The sequence below is a fragment of the Mucilaginibacter sp. genome, from assembly GCF_028288105.1.
Lineage (GTDB): Bacteria > Bacteroidota > Bacteroidia > Sphingobacteriales > Sphingobacteriaceae > Mucilaginibacter.
Window position 1 is genome coordinate 1 of the sequence record NZ_JAQBOI010000135.1, and the last position, 24,398, is coordinate 24,398.

The 24,398-nt window shown below is 40.2% G+C and carries 14 protein-coding genes and 1 pseudogene; 11 read left to right on the top strand and 4 right to left on the bottom strand.

Annotated features, from left to right (window positions below):
- The 4 genes and pseudogenes from JWQ85_RS09305 to JWQ85_RS09320 form a co-directional block, all read left to right on the top strand.
- Positions 1–383, top strand: a pseudogene (locus tag JWQ85_RS09305) (hypothetical protein); the annotation flags it as partial.
- Between the two features lie 128 nt (positions 384–511).
- Positions 512–1,771 (top strand): amidohydrolase/deacetylase family metallohydrolase, encoded by a 1,260-nt coding sequence (locus tag JWQ85_RS09310; protein ID WP_299467209.1) that lies wholly within the window; start codon positions 512–514, stop codon positions 1,769–1,771.
- A 58-nt stretch (positions 1,772–1,829) separates the two neighbouring features.
- A complete protein-coding gene (locus JWQ85_RS09315; RefSeq protein ID WP_299467211.1) occupies positions 1,830–2,759 on the top strand; it encodes an RraA family protein in 930 nt (309 codons plus the stop codon).
- 41 nt (positions 2,760–2,800) lie between these two features.
- On the top strand, positions 2,801–3,910 hold the full coding sequence (locus JWQ85_RS09320) for a bile acid:sodium symporter family protein (RefSeq protein WP_299467213.1): 1,110 nt from the start codon (positions 2,801–2,803) through the stop codon (positions 3,908–3,910).
- A gap of 123 nt (positions 3,911–4,033) precedes the next feature.
- On the opposite strand, the gene JWQ85_RS09325 is transcribed toward JWQ85_RS09320, so the two are convergent.
- From JWQ85_RS09325 to JWQ85_RS09335, 3 genes are all read right to left on the bottom strand, one after another.
- Positions 4,034–6,997: a PAS domain-containing sensor histidine kinase gene (locus JWQ85_RS09325; protein ID WP_299467214.1), complete on the bottom strand. Its 2,964-nt coding sequence runs from the start codon at positions 6,995–6,997 to the stop codon at positions 4,034–4,036.
- 153 nt (positions 6,998–7,150) lie between these two features.
- Positions 7,151–8,506, bottom strand: a complete 1,356-nt coding sequence (locus JWQ85_RS09330) for a hypothetical protein (RefSeq protein WP_299467216.1) — start codon at positions 8,504–8,506, stop codon at positions 7,151–7,153.
- Positions 8,507–8,840: 334 nt separating this feature from the next.
- Positions 8,841–11,207, bottom strand: a complete 2,367-nt coding sequence (locus tag JWQ85_RS09335) for a PAS domain S-box protein (RefSeq protein ID WP_299467218.1) — start codon at positions 11,205–11,207, stop codon at positions 8,841–8,843.
- 747 nt (positions 11,208–11,954) lie between these two features.
- Here JWQ85_RS09335 and JWQ85_RS09340 point away from each other — a divergent pair.
- From JWQ85_RS09340 to JWQ85_RS09370, 7 genes are all read left to right on the top strand, one after another.
- Positions 11,955–15,089, top strand: coding sequence for a TonB-dependent receptor (locus JWQ85_RS09340; protein ID WP_299467220.1), 3,135 nt, complete (start codon positions 11,955–11,957; stop codon positions 15,087–15,089).
- A gap of 11 nt (positions 15,090–15,100) precedes the next feature.
- Complete coding sequence (locus JWQ85_RS09345) at positions 15,101–16,948, top strand: RagB/SusD family nutrient uptake outer membrane protein (protein WP_299467222.1); 1,848 nt, start codon at positions 15,101–15,103, stop codon at positions 16,946–16,948.
- A 19-nt stretch (positions 16,949–16,967) separates the two neighbouring features.
- The gene (locus JWQ85_RS09350) at positions 16,968–17,684 is read left to right on the top strand and encodes a DUF3823 domain-containing protein (protein ID WP_299467224.1); all 717 of its coding nucleotides are present in this window, start codon (positions 16,968–16,970) and stop codon (positions 17,682–17,684) included.
- A 110-nt stretch (positions 17,685–17,794) separates the two neighbouring features.
- A complete protein-coding gene (locus tag JWQ85_RS09355) occupies positions 17,795–19,117 on the top strand; it encodes a glycoside hydrolase family 71/99-like protein (protein ID WP_299467226.1) in 1,323 nt (440 codons plus the stop codon).
- A 104-nt stretch (positions 19,118–19,221) separates the two neighbouring features.
- Positions 19,222–20,361, top strand: a complete 1,140-nt coding sequence (locus tag JWQ85_RS09360) for a hypothetical protein (protein WP_299467228.1) — start codon at positions 19,222–19,224, stop codon at positions 20,359–20,361.
- Positions 20,362–20,445: 84 nt separating this feature from the next.
- A complete protein-coding gene (locus JWQ85_RS09365; protein WP_299467230.1) occupies positions 20,446–21,483 on the top strand; it encodes a family 43 glycosylhydrolase in 1,038 nt (345 codons plus the stop codon).
- Between the two features lie 30 nt (positions 21,484–21,513).
- On the top strand, positions 21,514–22,791 hold the full coding sequence (locus JWQ85_RS09370; RefSeq protein WP_299467232.1) for a glycoside hydrolase family 71/99-like protein: 1,278 nt from the start codon (positions 21,514–21,516) through the stop codon (positions 22,789–22,791).
- Positions 22,792–23,030: 239 nt separating this feature from the next.
- Here JWQ85_RS09370 and JWQ85_RS09375 read toward each other — a convergent pair.
- On the bottom strand, positions 23,031–24,398 hold a 1,368-nt coding region (locus JWQ85_RS09375), incomplete at its 5' end, for a glycoside hydrolase family 3 C-terminal domain-containing protein (protein WP_299467234.1).

Consider the following 24,398-nt stretch of genomic DNA (forward strand, 5'->3'; position numbering starts at 1 on the left):
TAAACAAGGAAGAAATGTTTGGCATGTACGCGGCCTTAAAATCCTACATCGAAAGAGACCATAAAAAAGAGTGGGAAGGCTGGTTGCAACGGGCAAAACAAATTGGCGGCAAGCTGGAGACTTTGCCAACGATTAAAACAAATATACATATTGACCCGGGGCCGGCTAATGCATTCCCCAGCTTATTTGTAACATGGGATCAAAGCAAAATTAAAATTCAGCCCAAAGAGGTGTTGGTAGCGCTTAAAAGTGGAACACCAAGCATTGTTGCCAACGCAAAAGGCGAAACCCTTGTTGTTGGCGTGGTGCTTTTACGCCCCGATCAGATTGATGTTGTGGCAAATAGGGTGAAAGAAATTCTTCAACAAGCTTTAACAACATAACATGTAAGCACAATACTATGATGTATTAACATTATAGCTTAACCACTTATTTCTTGCCTTTTTTTAGGTCCTTTTTGCTTTATAAAGGGCTTATAGGGGCGCTTTGTTTAATTTTTTAAGATACGTTAATGAAAAAAATACTTGTTTTAATGCTCAGCCTGATAAGCTTATGCTACCAGGTTGAAGCTCAATCTTACAATATCCTCATTAAAGGAGGCCATGTAATAGACCCGAAAAACAATATTGATGATGTGATGGATATTGCCATAAAAGATGGCAAAATAGCACAGGTAGCTAAAAACATCGACATTAAACAAGCTGCACAGGTTGTTAATGCCAAAGGCTTGTATGTTACCCCGGGGTTAATAGATATACACTCCCATAATTTTTACGGCACCAAGCCCGATCATCAGTACGAGAACGGAAACCTGGCTTTACCGCCCGATGGTTTTACCTTTCGTAATGGCGTTACTACCGTTGTAGACGCGGGTAGTTCGGGCTGGCGCACATTCCCGGCATTTAAAGCGCAAACCATTGACCTATCGCAAACCAGGGTATTTGCCTTTATTAATATTGTTGGCGAAGGTATGCGCGGCGGGTACGAGCAAAACCTGAACGATATGGATTCAAAAATGTCAGCCCTGATAGCCCGGAAATACAAAAAATATATTGTGGGCTTTAAAGTTGCCCATTATGAAGGCCACGAATGGGCACCTGTCGACCGCGCGGTTGAAGCGGGTAGGTTAGCAGGGGATATCCCGGTGATGGTTGATTTTGGCGGCAGTACACCTCCCCTGCCCATTGAAGAATTGTTTATGAAACACCTGCGCCCCGGCGATATTTTTACGCATTGCTTTGGCCAGTTAAAAAGCCGGGAATATATTGTAGACCTGCAAACCCAAAAAGTTAAGCCGTTTGTATGGGAAGCGCGCAAGCGGGGTATTATTTTTGATGTGGGTTACGGCGGTATCAGCTTTGCATATTCGCAGGCAATACCCGCTATAAAAGAAGGCTTTTTCCCAAATTCGATAAGCACCGATATGCACACCGGCAGCATGAATGATTCCATGAAGGATATGCTTACCACTATGTCGAAATTTTTAGCCATGGGTATGGATCTTAAAAGTGTTATCCGTGCATCAACATTAAACCCGGCCATAGAAATAAAACACGAAGAATTAGGTAACTTATCCGTCGGTACTGAGGCGGATGTAGCGATACTAAATGTACGGGAAGGAAAATTCGGATTGTTTGATTATACCGGTTATAAACTTGAAGCCAGCAAAAAACTTGAATGCGAACTAACTATACGCGCCGGCAAGATAGTTTATGATTTGAATGGCATAGTTGAACCGCTTGAAATTCCAAGAAGTTCTGCCTCCAGATAATACGGTTTTACCAATTACCGTAATATTAAGGCCAATTATAAACCTTTATTAACATAACATGAAATTAAGAACTATTGCAGCCTGTGTGCTTTTGATGGGCATTTGCCAAACGGGTATAGTTAAAGCACAAACCATTTCTAAAGATGAACTGATATTCCTCACTTCGGAATGGAAAGGAGAACGTTTTAGCGATGGCAGGCCAAAAATATCTGATGACCTGATACAACGGGCCAAAACCATAGGCATTGAAGAAGCCTGGACTGTTTTAAAGAACGAGGGTTACAATAACCAATTTGAAGGCAACTGGAAACTGGTGCATGATGACAGGCCTGTTGTAGGCAGGGCTGTTACAGCTATGTTTATGCCCAGCAGACCGGATATTGAAAAAAACATTAAAGATCGTGGCAGCAAGCAAGGCCACAAAGGGAATACAAATGCCTGGCCTATTGATGTACTTACCAAAGGTGATGTATATGTAGCCGATGGCTTTGGTAAAATTAAAGGCGGCACGTTGATAGGTGATAACCTGGGTAACTCCATCTACAACAAATCTGGCAATGGGGTAATATTTGATGGCTCGGCCCGCGACCTGCAGGGGTTGAGCAAGATCAATGGTTTTAATGCTTTTGTACGCGATTTTGATCCTTCATATCTGGAAGAAATGGTTTTGATGGGCCTTAACACTCCTATCCGCATAGGGAAGGCTATTGTACTGCCCGGCGATCTGGTAATCTCCGAAAAAGAAGGGGTACTATTTATACCCGCCCATTTAGCAGAAAAGGTAATAGTAACTGCCGAATTTATAGCATTGCGCGATAAGTTTGGCCAGGCAATGCTTAAAGCAGGCACCTATACTACGGGCGAAATAGACAGCCAATGGACAGCACCCATTAAAGATGCGTTTTTAAAATGGCTGGATAAGAACCCTAATGAGGTAAAAATGACCCGGGCACAACTGGACGATTTTATGCAAAAACGTACCTGGTAAAACATCTTGATTAATTTCCATTCCATCTTAAACCCAAGAAATTGAAAACAAATTATATCTATAAAGTGCTGGCAGCCATATCTGCAGTATGTCTGTTTATTGCAGCAGTAATAGCTTTAAACAGCGGCATAGCACATGCCGGCCCTTTTCTAATTGCAACATTTGTTATACTTGCTATTGCCTTTAGGGGATTCGCAACACTTAAAGGCTTCTCTTATACCCTTATCATTTTTGCGGCCGTTACAACAGCTTTGTATTATCCGCAATACTTTATCCAAATAAACGGCATCAAACTATCTATACTCATTACGCCATTAATACAGCTTATTATGTTTGGTATGGGCACATCAATGAGTATAAAAGATTTTGCCGGTGTAATTAAAATGCCGAAAGGCGTTTTTATAGGTGTGTTCAGTCATTTCCTGATCATGCCCCTGCTTGGTTTTACTTTGGCTAAGCTAAGCGGCTTCCCGCCAGAAATTGCAGCCGGTATTATATTGATAGGCTGCTCGCCAAATGGCATGGCCTCTAACGTTATCTCTTACCTGGCTAAAGCTAACCTCGCTTTATCTATTACCATAACCGCTGTATCAACCATGCTTGCGCCTTTTTTCACTCCACTGCTTATGAAGTTCCTGGGCGGGGGTTTTATTGAAATTGATGTATTAAACATGATGTGGGATATTTTTAAGATGGTTATTATACCTATTGGTGCAGGCATCCTGTTTAACAGGTATCTGCTTAAAAGAGCTAAGTGGCTTGAAGCTGTAATGCCCCTTGTATCCATGTTTGGCATCGCGCTTATTATTGTAGTTATTACGGCAGCGGGAAGAAGCAGCCTCTTAAACATAGGTTTTATGTTGATATTTTTGGTACTGATCCATAATTTATTAGGTTACACTTTGGGTTATTGGTCGGGCCGGTTATTTAAAATGCCCGAACGCGATTGCCGCACTATGGCCATAGAGGTTGGTATGCAGAACGGTGGCCTGGCATCGGGATTAGCAAAAGAGATGGGTAAAATGGCAACTGTGGGTTTGGCACCAGCGGTGTTTGGCCCACTGATGAACATTACCGGTTCTTTACTGGCTACCTACTGGCACCGCAAACCACTTAACGATAAAAAGGAGCCCAGTATCATAGTAGCATAATAAACCGCGATTTATAATTGAGCATAATGAACGATAAGATTAATATAGCAGATTAAAGTTCTGCTATATTGCTTCTAAAATACGAGGTTTAATTTGAAGGCTAAGGATACCGCGTGTTGTATTTTATATTTCAAATTCAATTTTAAATTCAGTTCCTTTATTTACGTCGCTCTTTATACTTATTTTTCCTCCAAGCATTTCTACCTGGGTTTTTACCATAAATAACCCCATGCCTTTGCTCTCAATGTTGGTATGAAATCTCTGATATAAAGAGAAAACCTGCCCCCCTCTTTTTTCAAGATCGATCCCCATCCCATTATCAGTAAAAGTTAACTCAATTTTGTTTTTAATTTTGTGACTTTTAATTTTAATATGACAGGGAACCTGCTGCTGACGGTATTTGATGCTATTGGAAATAAGGTTATAAAAAATACTGTATAAATAATTTTTCAAACTCCAAAGCTCATCTATCTCAGAGAAATCATAAGCTAATTCTATATGACTATCTTCAATTAAGTTTTTTATACTGTTTTTTATATTTTCAACTAATAATGAAAACCGAACATTTTCTTTTACCTCATTAATTCCACGCTTCACCTCTAAGATATGGTTAAGGTCTCTTATAATATTATCGAGCCCGGTAACCGATTCATTAAGCCCTCGCCTAAACACATCCTTTTCTTCTTCACTTAATCCCTGATCATTCAACACGTTTGTGGCACCAAGTATATTTGCCACTGGTGCCCTTAAATTATGCGAAATTATATAGGCAAACTGCTCTAAGTCCTGATTCCTTTGAATTAAATCGGCAGTCATTTTTTCTTTCTCTATCTCGCTATTCTTACGCTCTGTGATATCAGTAAACATAGCTAAACCTCCAAGATCCTTGCCTTTATCACCCATGATAGGGCTTGCAGAAACGTTAGCCCATATCCTTTTCCCACTTTTACTAATGTAAGCCAATTCAAAATTTTCAGAAATTCCCCTTTTTCTTCGTTTTATTTTTTCCTTAATTATAATCTTTTCTTCTTCATCTAATAAGTCAAAAACAGTCTTGTCAATCATTTCATTGAATGAATAACCAAATATTTCGCAAAACCTTTTGTTTACAAAAACCGTCTTATTGTTCTCATCAATCTGCCAAATACCCTCCTGCGATGTTTCTACGATCTGTCGGTACCGCTTTTCACTTTCCTCTATTTTTTTTTGCGATAATACCTGTTCGGTAATATCCTGAGCCGTACCAAACAAGCGATAAACCTTTCCATTGCTATCTCTCTCGCCATACCCATGCTCTCTAAGTATTCGCTTTTCGCCTTTAGATGTGGTAATGTGATATTCTATAGTAAAAGGGTCGCCGGTTTTTTGTGTATGCTTGCTGGTTTGCAATGCAAATTCCCTGTCTTCTACATCTATCAGGTGTACAAATGAGCCATGTGTTTCTATAAAAGTTTCTTTGTCGGTACCAAAAATATTGAATAATTCTTTCGACCAGGTAAGCTTGTCTGTTTTAATGTCATAATTCCAACTGCCCAGCTTTGCCAATTGCTGCGCTTCAGTCAAATATGCTTCGCTTTGTTTCAGGTTGTCTTCGGCAATTTTTTCTTCAGTTACATCATGTGCTATTCCATATAACCCGGTAGGGTTTCCGTTTAGGTCAAATTCAAACCTGCTTTTCGTATAAATATGTTTTACAGTACCATCTCTTAAGATGATTCGATGATTTAAAACTGTATCACTAAATGTTTTTTGTGATTCGTTAGTAGCTGTTATTACAGCATTCAAATCATCGGGATGAATAAATGATAGCCAACTCGAATAAGTTTGCTTACTTTCTTTTGGGGAAAGCCCATATATTCTGCAAGCTTCTTCAGACCACAAAGCTATATTGGTTGCAAAATCCAACGTCCAGCTGCCCAGATGGGCTATTTCCTGTGCTTCTTTTAATCTTTTTTCGCTTTGTTTCAGGTTTTCTTCGGCCTTTTTCCTTTCTGTAATGTCGCGGGAGTGGCAAGCAGTCCCAATAACCTCATCTCCTTTACGTATGGGATAGTATGAAACTTCCGACCAGAATTCCATAGGAGCTTCAAAATATTCAATTTCTGTAAACGCTTCACCCGCAAATGCCCGGGCATATAATGTTTTAAAGTGGCTCGCTCGCTCTGGGGATAATATTACAGAAAAGACATCATCTCCCTTTGCAGGTTCTTTGCCAGATACAAGCCTTATGATTTCGCAAAACGGCTGATTAAAAGTAATTAACTTAGTATCCAGATCTACGCTCCACATCAAATCTGTTGTGCTGTTGATTAGAGCATTAAGATTATTTTTGTCAAACTCGCGCTGTTTCTCCGCTTCCTTCCTTTCAGAAATATCTCTGAAATTTGATACCAATGCATTAATGCCCGGCTCATGAAGCATGTTGGTTAAAGTAGCATCGCACCAGATCCATTTACCGTTTTTATGTAACAGGCGAAGCTGGCCTTGATACGATTTACCGGGTGTTTGTAGTATATAGTTCCTGTTTTCTACGAAATTCTGGATATCCCCTGGGTGAATAAAGTTGAAAGCGGGTGTGCGCTGGATCTCCTCCAAAGAATATCCAAACACTTTCGTTATGGAAGGACTGCCATAAAGCACTTTACCATCCAGAGTGGAAAGAGTTATCATATCAGTACTATTTTCAATTAGTGCACGAAAACGTCTTTCATTGCTTACAACTAATTCTTTCGCCAACTTCCGCTCAGTTCTATCTATTGACAGGATGGAGATACCTTCGGGTATGGGGTTTATGCTGAGTTCGAAGTATGCCTTCGTTCCATCAGGAAAAACAAATTCAGTCTCGAAATGCTCTGTTGCCCGCTGATCCATGCAGCGTTTCATTATTCCAAACAAATCGGTTTGCTCAATCCCGGGATATTTCTCCATTAATGTATACCCAAGCATCTCTCCTCTTGAATACGGACTCTGTTTTACCAGTGCATCATTTACATAAATGTACCGCCAATTAAAATCATACATTTGTATGCCTTCCAACATATTGTCAAGCATATAGCGGAATTTCTCTTCGTTATTATTAACTACCACTCTCTCGTAAGTATTTATTAGGATCCAATTCCAAATTAAAAAAATCAGGACACAATATATGCCCTAACTTTATCTACTAAGCTTAAAAATCACCTCGAAATTTCCAAAAAGAAAGGCTTCAAATCTTCCATTTATAAAACAAAATATTAGTACTTAATGATCCAATTTTAGCGAAATGTTTTTAATGGCTTTATCTAATTTCTCGGTTTCACTATACAGGTGATCTTCTGCCAGAAAATATTCCCGCTGTTTATCATCACTTTGTTTAATCATTTCCATAATTCCTTTGATATTACAAAGATGCCTTCTAATTTCATGCGAGTTAATATAAGCAAGCTCTTCTTTCTTAGCAGCAAACAATAGCTTTTCATAATATCTTTTCTGCTTCACATTTCTATATATCATAGCAACAACCCCAACAACCAACAATGCTACCACAACAAAAAGGATCAGCCATAAGCGCTGCCTTTTGTAACCCTCCTCTTGTTTAAGATATAACCCCTGGATTTCATCAAGCTTAATCTGTGAGGAAATATTCCCTACCTGTGTTAGCCTGTTCAAATAATCTTTGTATTCTTTTAGTGCCTGCTTAAAATCCTGGGCAGCCTGCTCATGCAGCCTCTCTTTACCGGCAATCTCTCCTAATACTTCATACAAGCGAAACTTTATTTCCGGATGGTTATCCTGCTCTGGTTCGGCCAACAATCTGTTCAAATAGTACTTTGCCGAATCCAGGTTCCCACCTAAATAATATGCTTCGGCCAGGTTTTGTTCGTCAGTATTAGTGTATCGATATGAGGTGTCTTTTTTTAATGCTAAAATGCTATGCAAAGCTCTGGCATAATTATGATTTAGCAGATCTAAATAATATTTAGTCCGCATTTTATACGTGTACGACTTAATAAGTCCTTTTTTCACGGCCAGCTTAATATGATAAAACTTCAAAGAATCGACCCTATTCATTCTAAAAAAGTTTTCAGCTTTGTTATAGTATATCAGATATTGAACCCTCGGTTCATCAAGCTTGTACTTCTCAAATATTGATTGGGCCTGGTCTAAGTTATATAATGACTGGTTATAGATATAATTTCTATAAAATATGTCAGAGATATTTATGGCAATCAAAACCTGCAAATAAGCATCCTTAAGTACAACCGCTTCCTTCTTAGCCAACCTAAAGCTATTAACAGCATCAATCGTATTCCCTTTATAGGTTTGTAAAAATGCCAAATGACTGAAAAAAGTGTATAATAGATAGTGGTCAGCATTTTTCCCCGCCTCCTCTATTGCGTTCAGCAGATTGTTTTCCGCTTCATTTAATCGCGATGTCCGCCGTTGATAAATACCTTCAATGAAATACTCGAACGCTATTCTGTTTGGTTCTTTATACTTATAAAGCAGCTGCTTGGTTTGTAGCTGGGCGGCTTTAAATTCATTCATGGGTATACGATCAAAAGTACGCAAGGTGTAAGCAATCAATTTTTTCTCTTTCTGGTACTGATCTTTCAATATTAAAATATTCGAAAGAGAGTCAGCTTTGTTCGATGCTGAAAACGCATAGGAACAAAGAAAAACCGAATAAAAAAACATGAATAAAAGCACCTTTTTTAACATAAACGCATATTTTTTATAAATCTAAAACTCTAAAGCATAGAAAATGCTTAAAAGTTAATAATAAAATATCAGATAGCAAAGCTTAGCGTGTATATACTGAAGATTTATTAGGCGGGAAACGATGGCTCGATCTTTATTTGGTAAAAAGACTTTAAAAATCGAATCGATTTTAAATTAAGTAATGTTATTTGAGGCGCAACAAGGGAAAGTTTGCATTAATGCCCCTAAATCAATTGGAATCTTGTATTGGAAATTCAAGCCTAAATTCGGTGCCTGTATTAAGTGCGCTCTGAACATTGATTGTCCCTCCCAAACTTTCTACCTGCATTTTCACCATAAATAAACCCATTCCTTTTCCTTCTACACTATAATCAAACCGCTTGTATAAACCAAACAATTGTGCCCCATATCTTGGTAAGTCTATCCCCTTACCATTATCCTTTACATAAATAACAATTTTATCCCCATTTAATTTACTGCTTATTTGAATGCAGGGGGCCATATCTGCCTGCTGGTATTTTATACTGTTGATAACAAGGTTTTGTAATACACTATACAAATAACTTTTAAGGATCAGCAGTTCGTCTATTTCACTAAAATCATACGTTAACTGTACTTTATCCTTATGGATCATATGACTGATACCTGCACTTATTTCTTCTACCAGTGAAGAAAGTGAAACCCGCTCTATCTTGGCATTTACCTGGCTGCTTACCTGTAAAATATGATTAAGATCCAGAATTACCCTGTCAAGGCTGTTTGCCGAAAGAGAAAGCGCCTTTAAAGCATCCTGAATTTCTTTTCCAACATTTTCAGACTCCAGTAATATATCCGATAACCCTAAAATATTGGCAACAGGCGCCCTTAGATTATGAGAAACGATATAGGTAAATTGTTCAAGATCTTTATTTCGTTGAGTAAGATCCGCCGTCATTTTATCCCGTTCCATTTCGGCACTCTTCTTTTCTGTAATATTTTCCAGAGTCATGATAATTCCGGCGTGTTCCTTCTTTTTATTGGTCACGCCTACCCATCTGATATCATACCATTCTTTTGTACCGTCTGTAAGATCAAACCAAGTTTCGTAAGTAACTATTTCCTGATCTATTACACATTTATTGATCTGATCAATGATGAGTTTCTTTTTCTTGGGGAAATATTTAAATGCACTATTACCAATTTTAAGTTTTTTGCGATAATTTTTTTGGGCAAATTCTTGCGCGTTCTGATTGAAGGATACGATTTTTAATGAGTTGTCAAATAAAACGATAGCAAGACCGGTATTTTCAAAAACGGAGCGGAGGTTTGTTTCAGACTGGATAAGTGAAACCTCGGCCAACTTACAGTCGGTTATATCGATATGTAAAATTACCGACCCATTATACGTATTGTTTGCCAGGGGAGCGACTACAAGTTGGAACCATCTTTTTTCGGTAAGCGAGTGGGCGACATACTCCATCGTGAACTCTTTTTTATCCCCCCGCATTACATCATTAATTCCTGCTTCAATTTTTCCCAGGTCAAGATATTCGGCTCCCGTGGCTTTTTTCGCAATGGTTAAATACCTATACCCTACACCATAGTTTGGCATCCCCAGGTTGTTATGCAGAGCTAATTTCTTCCATGATTCATTTACCGCAATAATTTTACCGGCTTCGTTTAGTAACGCTATATTGGGTGGTAAAGCGTTTAAGATATTGGCCTGTGTTTCTGAAGCCTCCTTTAATTGAATATGATTAAGTGCTATTTCTTCTTCCGCCCTTTTCCTTTCGGTAACATCTCTGAAATTGCATACTATAGCATTAACAGCTTCGTCATAAAGCATATTGGTGAACAAACATTCCACCCATGTGTAATTACCCGTTTTATGCAGTGTGCGGAAAGTTAAGAGTATAGGCGTATTGGGGTTAGCCAATACTTCGGTAAACATTTCTTTTACTGCTGCCTGGTCATCCGGATGAATCAGATCAATAACCTTATGTTTTGAACTTTCTGAATTACTCCAGCCGTTGATCCTTTCTGAAGAAATACTCCTGTAAAATATATTCAGCTTTTTATCTAATAAAGTTATACCATCATAACTGTTTTCAATCAGTTTACGAAATCTAAGTTCATTTGCTATTATTTTGGCCGTATTAGCTTTAACCCGCTTTTCAAGCTCTGCATTTATAGCCGCTTTCTCATCTTCAGCATTTTTTCGCCCTGTAATATCCCGGGTAACTTTAGCAAAGCCTATCAGGTGCCCATCATCATTATATAGTGTGGTAAAAACAACGTTCGCCCAAAATACCGAACCATCCTTTCTTACCCGCCGACCTTCGCTTTCATGCATCTCATTTCTGAGGGCTGCATTCAAATTAAACCGGGGCACATTCTCCTGTATGTCTTCCGGCGTATAAAAAACAGAAATATGCTGACCAACAATTTCCTTTTCTTTATAGCCTATAATATATTCTGCCCCCTGGTTCCAACTCAGTATATGGCCATTCTGATCTATTAAAAAAATGGCATGATCCTTTACAGTCGCTACCAGCAAGCGAAAGAGTTTTTCATCAATATTTTGACCTAATGGTTGACCGGAAGCATCTGTGAGCACGGGATTATATAGGTTTAGCTTATATTAATCTATTGTAATACTAATCTAAAAGCCTGTCTTGTTTTAATTATTAACAAACATTTAAAATACTTTCACCGCTACTTAAACAACTAAAGCAAAGGATTTAATAAATCCTATTACAACTTTAGTATTTAAAATATAATTACGTCATTATTGGCTTATGCGGTTTAAGCCATTATATATATAGTAAACCTAAATAATAAGAATGGTAATTAAAATACGTATAACTACGTGATTTTGAGGTTCATTTCTCAAGGAAATAGATCGATATAGATGTTATATCATGATCTTATGGAAAGATATTTTAGCGCCGACTAATTGCTCCACACTATTTCTTTGCTTTATAATTCGGGGGCGATTAAAACTAAGTCATATAGGCTTGAACCCTTCCCGCTCAATATTTATATCTAATATTATAATACCTAAGCCAATTAATATGGGATTAATCATTAAAATATTTAAAAACCCTCTTAAATATGCTTTTACAGCTAAAATTAATCAATTATTTATTTTTTATTAATTGTCTCCTGTTCTTTTGTCACATATTATAAACCAATTATTACACCGGTGCACATTCTTAAGGTAAGCCGGTGATGTATTAAACCAATCATATTAAACCATGTACAATTACGACCGTAACCCACCGTAAGTATGCTGCTGCATGCGCTATTTTACCTTAACCAAGGTAACCCAAACCAATACCTTAAACATAAACAGAGAGATAATATGAAAAAATTAATTTACTTACTTATACTTTTCTTTCTTTTCCCGCTTAGTTTGTTAGCCCAGCAAACTACGATCAGCGGAAAAGTAATAGACTTTACTGATGGGTCCGCACTTCCGGGGGTAAGTGTACAAATTAAAGGCACAACTATAGGTGCTATTACCGATGTGAGCGGGAAATTCCAGCTTAGTGTTCCCGGCCCTAATGCAATTTTGAGGCTATCATATATTGGATACACAACCCAGGAAATTAAAGTATCGGATATTAAAGATGGTACAATAGCCTTAAAAACAAACAGCAGTAACCTGGACGAGGTTGTGGTTGTAGGTTACGGTACTCAAAAAAGAGAAACCGTTGTCGGATCTGTGTCTACCTTAAGAAGCAAAGAAATTACGGTAACAAAAAACGAAAGCGTAGTAAACATGCTGACGGGTAAAATTCCCGGCGTACGTGTTCTGCAAAGAACCGCTGAACCAGGCTCTTACGCTAATAATTTAAACATAAGAGGTTTTAAAAGTGACCCGTTAATTGTTATTGACGGGGTAATAGGCGGCGATCAGTCCACATTAGGAAGAATGGATCCTAATGAGATCGAAACCATTTCTGTGTTAAAAGATGCTGCCACATCAATATACGGTATCAGGGCAGCCGGTGGTGTAATTTTGATTACTACCAAAAAAGGCGACCGTACCGGAAAATTTGATATAAACTACTCAGTCAACCAGTCGATTCAACAATTTGTTGGCATGCCGGAAGGCGTTGGTGCAGTAGATTATATGTTGTTAACCAACGAAAAGCACAAGCATAGCTTTGATAATAATTTTATTAGTAACCAGCCTCCTGCTTATTCTTATGCCGATTTAAAACCATGGCTTGATGGCACTTATAAATCTGCCGACTGGACAGGTATGGCTTTCAGGGAAACCGCGTCACAAATACAGCATAATTTAAATATTAATGGCGGTACCGAAAAAATAAGCTATTTCTTTAACCTGGGCTATCAGAAGCAAGATGGTGTGTTTAAAACCGGCGATCTTAATTATAACAAGTATAATTTTAGGTCAAATGTTACGGTTAACATAGTAAAAGGCTTAAGGGCACAGGTGCTTGCATCGGGCATGATGGATGAAAAAAATCAGCCGTATACCGATCAGTGGACTATTTACAAGTACACCTGGAACCAAATACCTACCCACCAGATCTACGCGAATGACAACCCGCTGTATCCGGCTGTTATGGACGATAATATGAACCCCTCCATTATAACCGATGCCGACAAAGTGGGCTCAAAAAGGTTCAGAAAAAAGAACTTTGTAGGGCAGTTAAACTTACAATATGATATACCGGGCGTAAAAGGCTTAAATGCTAAGGCATTATATAATATTGATTATGGTAACGATGACAATAACGAACTAAAAAGAGAATTTACTTTATACACTTACAAAGCAGATAACGATAGTTATTTGCCGAGTAAAGTACAAAGCCCGGCAAGTGTACGCCGTTCTTATTATACCAGGATGACTACCCTAAGTCAGTTTTCGTTAAACTATGCCAATACATTTTTCCGGGATCATAATATAGCTGCAACCCTGGTGTATGAGCAAAGCCATCAAACAGGCGATAACTTTTTTGCTCAGCGAAATACCGAAATACCTGTAGATTATTTATTTGGAGGCCTTCCTAATGCGGAAATGCTGGGTGGCATGGATGCGGGTGCCTTATATGATATCGGTTTCAGAAGCATCATCGGAAAATTCAACTACGATTACAAAGGAAAATACCTTGCAGAGTTTAGCTTCCGCCGAGATGGATCAAACAAATATCAGCCGGGTACGAGCGATCAATGGGGCTTCTTCCCTGCAGTATCTGTAGGCTGGGTTGTAACCAAAGAGTCTTTCTTTCGTAATTTGATCTCTGAGGATTTCCTTACAAGCTTAAAATTCAGAGCATCATACGGCCAAACCGGTGATGAAGGTGGTAGAGCATTTAACTATATAACAGGATTTAATTACCCTGTTAACTCCTATATTTTTGGCCCTAACCCGGTTAATGGTTCAACACCAAGATTGGGAAACCCCGGTTTAAGCTGGGCAGTTAACACCAAAAAGAACCTAGCCATGGATTTTACCTTATTAGGAGGAAAAATTGATGGTACAGTTGAGGTATTTAGAAGTGACAGGACAGGATTAGCAACACAACCCGCCGTAGCTTTACCCGGTACAGTTGGTGCCGATGTGCCCGAGATCAATTATAATGCTGACAGGGTTGAAGGTTTAGATGTTAATATATCTTACAGAAACAACTTTGGCGGTGTAGGGCTAAACCTTAGCGGTAATGTAGGTACAACCCGCGCGCAGTGGCGTACCATTTTGCAAGGCAGGGCCGGTAACGAACGCGACAACTGGAAAGGCGGCCAAACCAACAGATACCAGAATGTTTGGTGGGGAGTTGATTATGCCGGCCAGTTTACCAGTTATGACCAAATCTACAACTACCCTGTAAACACGGGTGGTGGTAATAACAGTGTTGTACCCGGTGATTATTATTACCAGGACTGGAATGAAGATGGTGAAATAAATGACAAGGACGACCACCCTATTGCAACCAATGATATTCCATTAATAAACTATGGGATGAACATTGGTGTAAGCTACAAAGGGTTTGATATGAATGTACTTCTGCAAGGCGCTACCGGGGTTTATGTAGAATATGGTGAGCAATTTGGCGAGCCGTTGATGTATAACAGAAGCGCTTTAACCCGTTTCCTGGATAGTTACCACACCGCAGACCCAAGTGCGAACATTTACGATCCAAACACCCAATGGGTACCTGGTTTTTATCCGTCAATGGGATCGCCAAAGGCAAAAGGAACAAAAGCCATACAAGATGCAAGCTATTTAAGAGTAAAAACGCTTGAATTAGGTTATTCATTATCAGGTGCTATTTTAAAGAAAATAGGTGTTAAAAAATTCAGGGTGTACATAAATAGCTATAACCTGGCAACATTTACCGGTTTAAAGAATTATGATCCGGAACATCAGGGACCAAAGCCGGGTGAAGACTTTGGAATAGCCTTAGGCGGATATACCTATCCTATGAACAGAACCTTTAATCTGGGAGCTAACATTTCCTTTTAATCTTATTAAATATGAAAAGTATACATAAATTCATTATAGCGCTATCAATAAGCGCGGGGGCCTCAATAACCTCCTGCCAGAAATTAGATATCGCACCAACAAATATTTTCACTCCACAAATTATATTAGGTACCGAGGCTGGCGTAAATTCCATGTTAGCAACCATTTATAGGGCATTGCCTATCGAAGATTTTAAATATAGGCCAGATGGTGGTGAAGATAATAATGGCATTCCTCACCCGGGCTTTAACCCGCTAAACCCCTGGATGAACTTTTATCATTCGGGCGCTGTTACTGGCGAGTTGGTTGGCCCATTTGGCGGTATGGATATTGGCGGGGGCTTTGGTTATTGGCCATATGCCAATATCAGAAATGTTAACATACTGATTACCGAGCTTCCTAAATATGCAGCACAGTTAACCCAGCCAAAAGTAGATGCTTTATTAGGTGAGGCACACTTTTTAAGGGCGTATTTCTATTTTGCATTGGCAAAACGTTATGGCGGTATCCCTATTATAGCAACAGTGCAAGATCCGGGAGCACCTCTTAGCGAGCTTCAGGTACACCGCGATAAGGAAGAAGCCACGTGGGATTTTATCGGTGCAGAGCTTGATCTGGGTTACCAGATGATGCCGGATGTAAACCCTGCAGGCAGGGCCAATAAATATGTAGCGGCAGCATTAAAATCAAGGGCAATGTTATATGCCGGTTGCATAGCCAAATATGGCTCTGTAAATTATGTTGATGGCGAAGCTAAGTCACTGGGTTATGTTGGTATACCGGCCGATAAGGCACAGGGTTACTTTACAAAAGCATACGATGCAGCAAAACTATTGGAAGGCCATTATTCGCTTTATGAAAAAAATGCGGATAAAGTACAAAACTATGTTGATCTGTTTTTAAAGAGTGACAGCCCCGAAAACATCTTTATAAAACAATATTCTATTGCTACAAATACAGCTCATAGCTGGGATGCTACCATGTCTCCCCGTTATATGACGGCTAATGCGCTTTCAAGAGCCTACCCTACATTGGAGCTTATCCAACGTTGGGGAACCTTGCCAATAACCAATACAGATGGAACCCCTAAACGTTTCGATAATCGTGCAGATTTAATGCAAGGGCTCGAACCAAGGTTGTTAGCTACGGTGTACTTCCCCGGCGCAACTTTAAGGGGGCTTACATTTGATGCCCAAAGAGGCATTTACCCATCTTTTAGCGGCACGGCAGCATCAGAGGTTGCAAAACAGCCTAACTCACGCAGTTATGTACTTGCGGGCGATACCAAAACGCTGTATCAGGGCAAAATGGTTATTGGCTTCACAGGCCTTACTACAGCCGCTGATGATGCAGTATCACGTACAGGTTTTTATGTTAGGAAATATATCGACTACGCTAAATCTACCTCAGAAGCTGATCTGTATAAAAGCCAGCAACCCTGGATAGATATGCGTTATGCCGAAGTACTGTTAAACCGTGCTGAAGCTGATGTTGAATTAGGCAATGTCGGCGATGCGCTTACTTGCATTAACCAGATCAGGAACCGTGCCGGTGCGTCACAATTGGGCAATGTTACTATTGATGATGTGCGTAACGAACGATGCAAAGAGCTTGCTTTTGAGAACCACTATTACTGGGATTTAAAAAGATGGAGAATTGCAGATGTTGTGTTAAATAACGCCAGGTTTAAAGGCCTTATGCCATATTATGTGTTTAACGAGAATAAATACATCTTTTTAGCAGAGCCGGAATTGTTTCAACGTAACTACAATTTCGACAAGAAATTTTATTACGAGCCAATTCCTGGTGGCGAGCTTGGAAAAAACCCTAATCTATACCCTAATAACCCTAATTATTAAGAAATTAAAATTGGAAAACATGAAAAAATTAATCGGCAGAGTTTTGTTGGGTATAAGTATCCTGGCAAGTGCTGCATGTACAAAAATAGATAATTACGAGCTTCCTGATGCTTCTTTAGAAGGCAACCTGGTCTCAAGCGAAGGTGGTAATCTGCTTACGTCGCAAGGCAGTACGCAGATAAGGCTGGAGCAGATCAGCTGGAGCGCCACCCCTTCCCCGCAAGAGATACCAAGTAAATTTGACGGTACCTTTAAGGATACCAAATTATTTAAAGGAACCTATAAGGTTATACCCAAGGGAGGCGCCTTTTGGCCAATTTATGATACAGCAAGGGTAGAGATAGGCAAAGGCACTAAACATGATTTTGTTGTTACGCCTTACTTACTTATCAAAAACTTCACGGCCACCTTAGCTGGTACCACTTTAACATTAAAGTATGATATAGAAGCGCCAATTGGCGCGGGCTTACCAACTATTTTAGAAACGCAACCCTTTATAAACACCACCAAGCTGGTGGGCACCGGCGCTTCTATCAGAGACTTTTCAGATGTTTACAAGGTATCCATCAATAAAGAGTGGAGCGATATGACAAGTGCTGATAAATCTATCACTATAGAAGTACCTGATATGCTGCCGGGGAGAAAGTTCTTTGTAAGAGCAGGCGTTCGCTTAAATGACAGTTTCAAAAGCTATAACTTTTCTGATATCATAGAAATAAACGTACCAAGTACCTAAGCAGGCTTATAGTTGCTTATGTGCTTTTTAAAGCTGTTGCGGGTTGAAATGTATTACGGTAGTATTTGGCCCGCAACAGTTTATTTCATTGATCTAAAAAAATTATAATAATGAAAAAGTTTAAGATATTATTCTTCATTCTTTTTGCAACTGCTTCATTGGCATGTTCCAAAAAAAATGTAACAAGCGAAATAAAGCCCGACAAGCCACCGGTGACTGTGCCGGGAAAGGTTTACGATATGACCGGTTTGTTATACAAATCTTACACAGGTTTAGTAATGGCCGGTTACCAGGGTTGGTTTGCTGCCGAAGGAGATGGCTCACAACGGGGATGGTATCATTACCAGGGCAACGGTGGCTTTTTCCCGGGCAATACTAATGTTGATTTTTGGCCGGATATTACCGAGTACACCAAGACGTATAAATCTCCATTCAAATTCGCCAATGGTTCTGATGCTTATCTGTACAGCCCCTACGATGAAGAAAGCGTAGACCTGCACTTTAAATGGATGAAGGATTACGGCATTGATGGCGTGCATATGCAGCGTTTTGTAGGCGAAATAAAGTCATCTAACGCATCAGGAAAAAGGCATTTTAATAAGGTTTTGGCAAATGCCCTAAAAGCGGCTAAAAAATATGGCCGGGCTATTAGCGTAATGTACGACCTGAGCGGATGCTCGAGCGCTGATGTGGCTTACCTGGAGCAAGACTGGAACGAGTTGCAGGCCACCTTTAAACTATTCGACAATAAAGAAAACCCCACTTACCTGTATCATAACGGCAGGCCAATGGTAACAATTTGGGGGGTAGGCTTTAACGATAATCGCAATTACACAATTGAGGATGTAAACAAGTTAATTGATAAACTTAAAGGTGCCGATAATAAAGTATCGGTGATGCTTGGGGTACCTTATTACTGGAGGACACTAGGTGATGATACCGAGAAATCTGCTTCGCTTCATACGCTGATAAAAAAATGTGATATCGTAATGCCATGGGCCGTAGGGCGATTTGATTCTAAAGGCTACAATGAGAAAATCATCTACGATGATATACAGTGGTGCAAAACCAACAAGGTTGATTATGTGCCATTGGTGTTCCCGGGTTTTACTTGGGGTAACATGCATAAAGATCCAAGTATTTATTATGCTATACCGCGCCTTAAAGGCGACTTTTTGTGGCAGCAAATTGCCGGTGCTAAAAGCGTTGGTGCTAAATCATTGTATGTAGCCATGTTTGATGAAATAGATGAGGGTACCGCCATTTTTAAAACCGCCCGCGCGGCCGATGTTCCGGTAAATGGAACTGCCGGCCTTAAGTTCGTGGGGATTGAAAATGAGCTTACTTCAGATTATTATTTGTGGTTAACCGGCCAGGGAACCAAGTGGTTTCATGGCGAACCGGGTTATACGCGAGTTAAACCGAGCAGGTAATTATTTAAGGTCATATTATAAAAAACTAAAAAGCCCGCTCCTATACATACAATAATATTGAAGCGGCTTATAACCAAATTATTAAACTTTAAAGCTTAAAGGAAATGAGATTAATAAAAACAACGATGGTATGTTCCATCTTCTTAATCGGGCTTGCGGCTACCAGCTGTAAAAAAGAGAAATACATGTCAAGGGATACATCGGGCATTGTACCACCGCCAGATGTACCACCTGTAGTAGAACCGGTTGACCCTACCCTTGTGGTATTTGATAACGTTGACGCGGCCGATGGATGGGAAACTGTAGGTGCACCCGTTATTGAAACACTTGCCCCAAAACAAGGTACAGGGTATTTAAAAAATACCATTAAAGACGGCGGGGATTTTATGCAGTTCATAAAAAAGATGCCTGCCCCGGTTGATTCTAAATTAACGGCTGCTAACGGTCAGTTTTCGTTTTGGTGGTATATATCTGATGTGTCGCTTCTTAAGGACGATGGACAGATAGAAATAACCAGTGGCGGCGATGCCGATAAGGAAGAATACGGATGGTCTGTAGCTAAATTACTGCCTTCCTTAAAAAGTGGCTGGAACCAGGTAAATCTTAACTTCAAAAACGCGGATCTTTCAGGAACCCCAAACCCTGCTGCATTAAATTTCTTCCGTGTATTCTTTTTCACTAAGGATAAAGCCCACGCGGATTTGATCTCTGGTGTAGATGGACTTGTGTTTAGAGCAGCGCCGCCAACTCCACCAATTACATTAGATAATGTAGACCTTGCAGATGGTTGGGAAACCGTAGGCACCCCTGTTATTGAAACACTGGCTCCAAAACAAGGTACCGGATATTTAAAAAATACCATAAAAGACGGTGGCGATTTCATGCAGTTTATAAAAACCTTTGTGCCGCCTGTTAATGTAACATTTACCGAGGCCAATACACAATTCAAATTTTGGTGGTACGTATCTGATGTATCTGCCCTTAAAGCCGATGGTTCTATCGAGGTTACTAGTTCAGGCCAATCTGATGTGAATGAATCTGCCTGGGATGTGGCGCCATTATTACCCAATTTACATAATGGCTGGAACGAAATCAAACTTGATCTGAGTGCTGCGAATAAAACACCCGACGGAGGAGCTGATCTGAAAGCGATAAACCATTTCCGGATCTTCTTTTTTACAAGCAGTAAAGCCCATTCAGATATAATTACAGGTATAGATGATCTTCGTTTTGCCGAAAAATAATTTTAAACCCTAATCTTAATACTCAATACTATGATGGCAGAGAAATTTTCTCTGCCATCTTTAAAAATACACATCATTATAATAATGGATATATATAACTTATTAATAACACCAGCTGGCAAAACCAGGTTCAGATCTTTATCAGCTGCATTTGCCCTGGGCTTCGGCATGCTATCTATAACATCATGTATTGCTCAGGAAGGGCCAGCCGTAAGCACCCCCGCCGTTAACACCCCGGCAGTTACTACAACTGTGGGAAACCCTTTTGTAAGAGATATGTACACTGCCGATCCATCTGCGCATGTGTGGAAAGACGGGCGGTTATATGTATACCCCTCGCATGATATCGCCCCGGCAAGGGGTTGCGACCTGATGGACCAGTATCATGTTTATTCAACAGATGATATGGTTCACTGGAAAGATCATGGCGAAATACTTCGCGCCAGCCAGGTTGAATGGGGGCGCCCCGAAGGCGGCTTTATGTGGGCACCAGATTGTGCTTACAAGAATGGCACTTATTACTTCTACTTCCCGCACCCAAGCGGCACCGAATGGAACACCACCTGGAAAATAGGTGTAGCTACCAGCAAAAGCCCTGCAAGCGGCTTTAAATCGCAAGGCTATATTAAGGGGCTCGAAGCTATGATAGACCCTTGTGTATTTGTTGATGACGATGGACAGGCCTATTTCTATTATGGCGGGGGCGGTACCTGCAAAGGAGGAAAGCTCAAAGATAATATGGTAGAAATTGACGGCCAGATGCAAAAAATGGAAGGCCTTGAGGATTTCCACGAAGCAAGCTGGGTAAATAAAAAGGATGGTGTATACTACCTGTCGTACTCAGATAATCACGATGTTAATGGCAAACACAATCAGATGCGCTATGCCACCAGTAAAAGCCCTTTAGGCCCCTGGACACACAAAGGTATATATATGGACCCTACCAATAGCTACACCAATCACGGCTCTATAGTTAAGTTTAAGGGGCAATGGTACTCCTTTTATCATAATAGCGCGCTCTCTAATCAAGATTGGTTACGGTCTATCTGTGTAGATAAACTTTACTATAATGCCGATGGTACAATTAAAAAAGTTGTGCCTACAGGTTATATAAAAAAATAAACATTTACCGCCAATCAAACATAAAAAGATATGATAAGAAGACGATTTAACGCACTTATGCTGCTATCGCTGTTTGTGGTAACGGGCAGTTGTTCAAAAGGCTCTAAAACGCCTGTGCCAACGCCCCCACCTGCCAAACCCGATACCAATATAGACCTTACACCGTCGCCCGTGGGCGATGTAGTAGGTAAAGTAGTGGTTGGTTACCAGGGATGGTTTGCCGCGATAGGCGATGGTTCACCTATTAACAGATACTGGCATTGGGCACACACCTGGGAGCAACAGCCCTCGCCAACTAATACAGCCATTAAATCATGGCCGGATGTGCGCGATTATACCAGCACTTTTCCAACCAGCTATGCAAATTTAGGCAATGGGCAGCCTGCTAACTTATTCTCTTCTTTTACCGATCAAACTATTGATACCCAGTTTAAGTGGATGAAACAGTATGGTATTGATGGGGCAGCTTTACAACGTTTTAACCCAAGCGGGTTGGAAGGCCCTGTACGTGATGCTATGGCGGCAAAAACTAAAATAGCTGCCGAAGCAAACGGTGTAAAATTTTATATTATGTATGATGTAAGCGGCTGGACCAATATGCAAACAGAGCTTAAAACCGACTGGACAAATAAAATGTCTGCCTATACTTCCTCATCGGCATATGCCAAACAAAATGGCAAACCGGTAGTATGTATCTGGGGCTTTGGCTTTAATGATACTAACCACAGTTTTTCGGCAGCAGCCTGCCTTGATGTTATCAAATGGTTTCAAAGCAAAGGTTGCTATGTTATTGGCGGCGTGCCAACAAACTGGCTTAAACAAACAAGCGATTCGCGCCCCGAGTTTTTAAATACTTACAAGGCCTTAGATATGATATCGCCATGGATGGTTGGGCGGATAGGCAACGCCAATCAATCTGATGGATTTTTTGTAAATACCAATAAAGCCGACCAGGCTTATTGTAATGCACATGGCATTGATTACCAGCCCTGCATTTTGCCCGGCGATCTGCAGGAACGCCAGCGTGCACATGGCGACTTTATGTGGAGACAGTTTTATAACATGAAGCGTGTTGGCGCGCAGGGTATTTATATTTCAATGTTTGATGAATACAACGAAGGTAACCAGATAGCCAAAACTGCCGAAAGCCAGGCTTTTGTGCCGGCAGGGGCAGGTTTCCTTGCATTGGATGAAGACGGCACCGCATGCTCTTCAGATTACTACTTAAGGCTTACCGGCGACGGTGCTAAGATGTTTAAAGGGCTTATTCCCCTTACCGCAACCCGCCCAACAAAGCCAGTTTTGTAAAGCATATATCAGTTAATTATCAGTTTAAACGCCGCGGGTCAGTTGATCCAGCGGCGTTTTTGTTTCTTAGATATTGATAGAATGGATTGTCCTTTAAAAAAATTAAGTGTGCCCGGATCTCATCCCGAACACACTCGTTACCAATTAACCAATTAAATCCCAACTCTGGTAAGTCAGAATATCTTTATATCACAATAGACACTTCAGAATGAAGAACAGACTAAAGGGCCGGTAAATAATTATTTCACATAAAAGCTGTCGCTCATCCTTATATCTTCTGATGAACTGCCAATCATTACTTTAAACTCTCCCGGTTCAACAACCTGTTTCATCTGCCGGTTCCAAAGCATCAGCTCTTTATTGTCAATTTTAAATTGTACCGTGCCGCTTTCGCCAGGCTTTAAACTGATGCGTTTAAACCCTTTTAGTGACTTTACGGGTGTGGTAACACTTGCAATAACATCACGCAGGTATAACTGCACAACCTCGGTACCTTCCACCTTACCGGTATTTTTTATGCTGATACTAACGTTTATCGATCCGTTAAGCGGAATACTTTTACTGTTGATATTTAAACCCGAATACTGAAACGTAGTATAACTTAACCCATGCCCGAAAGGATATAAAGCAGAGGTATCCTCATCTATATACACATGCCTGGAGGTTGGCTTATGGTTATAATAAAAAGGCACTTGCCCTACCGAACGAGGAAACGTCATAGGTAGCTTGCCCGATGGGTTAACTTTACCCAATAAAACATCTGCAATGGCCAAACCGCCCGCATCACCCAAAAACCACGATTCTACAATAGCAGGGATCTTTTTTGCTACCCAGTTAATACATAAAGGTCTGCCGTTAAATAATACCACTACGGTAGGCTTCCCTGTTTTATATACCGCCTCAATAAGGCGGATTTGCTGTTGGTTCAGGTCAAGGTTTGCCCTGTCTTTACCCTCTCCCACTTCGTTTATATCTTCACCAAGCACCACTACAGCTATATCCGCGCCGTTTACGGTGTTTACAGCTTTTTGCAGGTTTTCGTTTTGTTTTAATGTGTCAGACGAGTAACCGGTTTCATATTTGATATCCAGCTTATCCCCTGCCCTTTGTTTTAAGGCATCAATTATAGCCACACCCTTACCTGCTTTATTAGCATATCCACCCAAATAAGTACTTGCTGCCAGCGGGCCAATTACCGCTACAGAATGCACATTAGCACCAAACGGCAAAAGCGAGTTATCATTTTTTAATAAGCTGATACTTTCCTGAGCTGCCTTTAGTGCAACCTCGCGGCTTGCTTCGGTATGGTTAACTTTTTTTAGCAGGGTTTCATCTGTATAAGGATTGTCAAACAAACCCAGCATAAATTTCACCCTCAAAACGTTCGATACCGCCCTATTAAGATCAGAAATAGACAATTTTTTGCTTTTTAACGCCCCTTGTATAGCCTCATGAAACTGGGGATGCGAAAAATCATAGAACTGCATATCCAGCCCGGCGGTAAGTGTTTGTGCCATGGCATCGGCAGGGTCCGATGCGATCTGATGATTATTTAACGACATTTTTATTGCGCCAAGGTCAGATAATACAAAACCCTTAAAACCCCA

Coding starts and splice junctions, on each gene's coding strand:
- JWQ85_RS09310 (WP_299467209.1), top strand. CDS start 512: ATGAAAAAAATACTTGTTTTAATGCTCAGCCTGATAAGCTTATGCTAC.
- JWQ85_RS09315 (WP_299467211.1), top strand. CDS start 1,830: ATGAAATTAAGAACTATTGCAGCCTGTGTGCTTTTGATGGGCATTTGC.
- JWQ85_RS09340 (WP_299467220.1), top strand. CDS start 11,955: ATGAAAAAATTAATTTACTTACTTATACTTTTCTTTCTTTTCCCGCTT.
- JWQ85_RS09345 (WP_299467222.1), top strand. CDS start 15,101: ATGAAAAGTATACATAAATTCATTATAGCGCTATCAATAAGCGCGGGG.
- JWQ85_RS09350 (WP_299467224.1), top strand. CDS start 16,968: ATGAAAAAATTAATCGGCAGAGTTTTGTTGGGTATAAGTATCCTGGCA.
- JWQ85_RS09355 (WP_299467226.1), top strand. CDS start 17,795: ATGAAAAAGTTTAAGATATTATTCTTCATTCTTTTTGCAACTGCTTCA.
- JWQ85_RS09360 (WP_299467228.1), top strand. CDS start 19,222: ATGAGATTAATAAAAACAACGATGGTATGTTCCATCTTCTTAATCGGG.
- JWQ85_RS09365 (WP_299467230.1), top strand. CDS start 20,446: ATGGATATATATAACTTATTAATAACACCAGCTGGCAAAACCAGGTTC.
- JWQ85_RS09370 (WP_299467232.1), top strand. CDS start 21,514: ATGATAAGAAGACGATTTAACGCACTTATGCTGCTATCGCTGTTTGTG.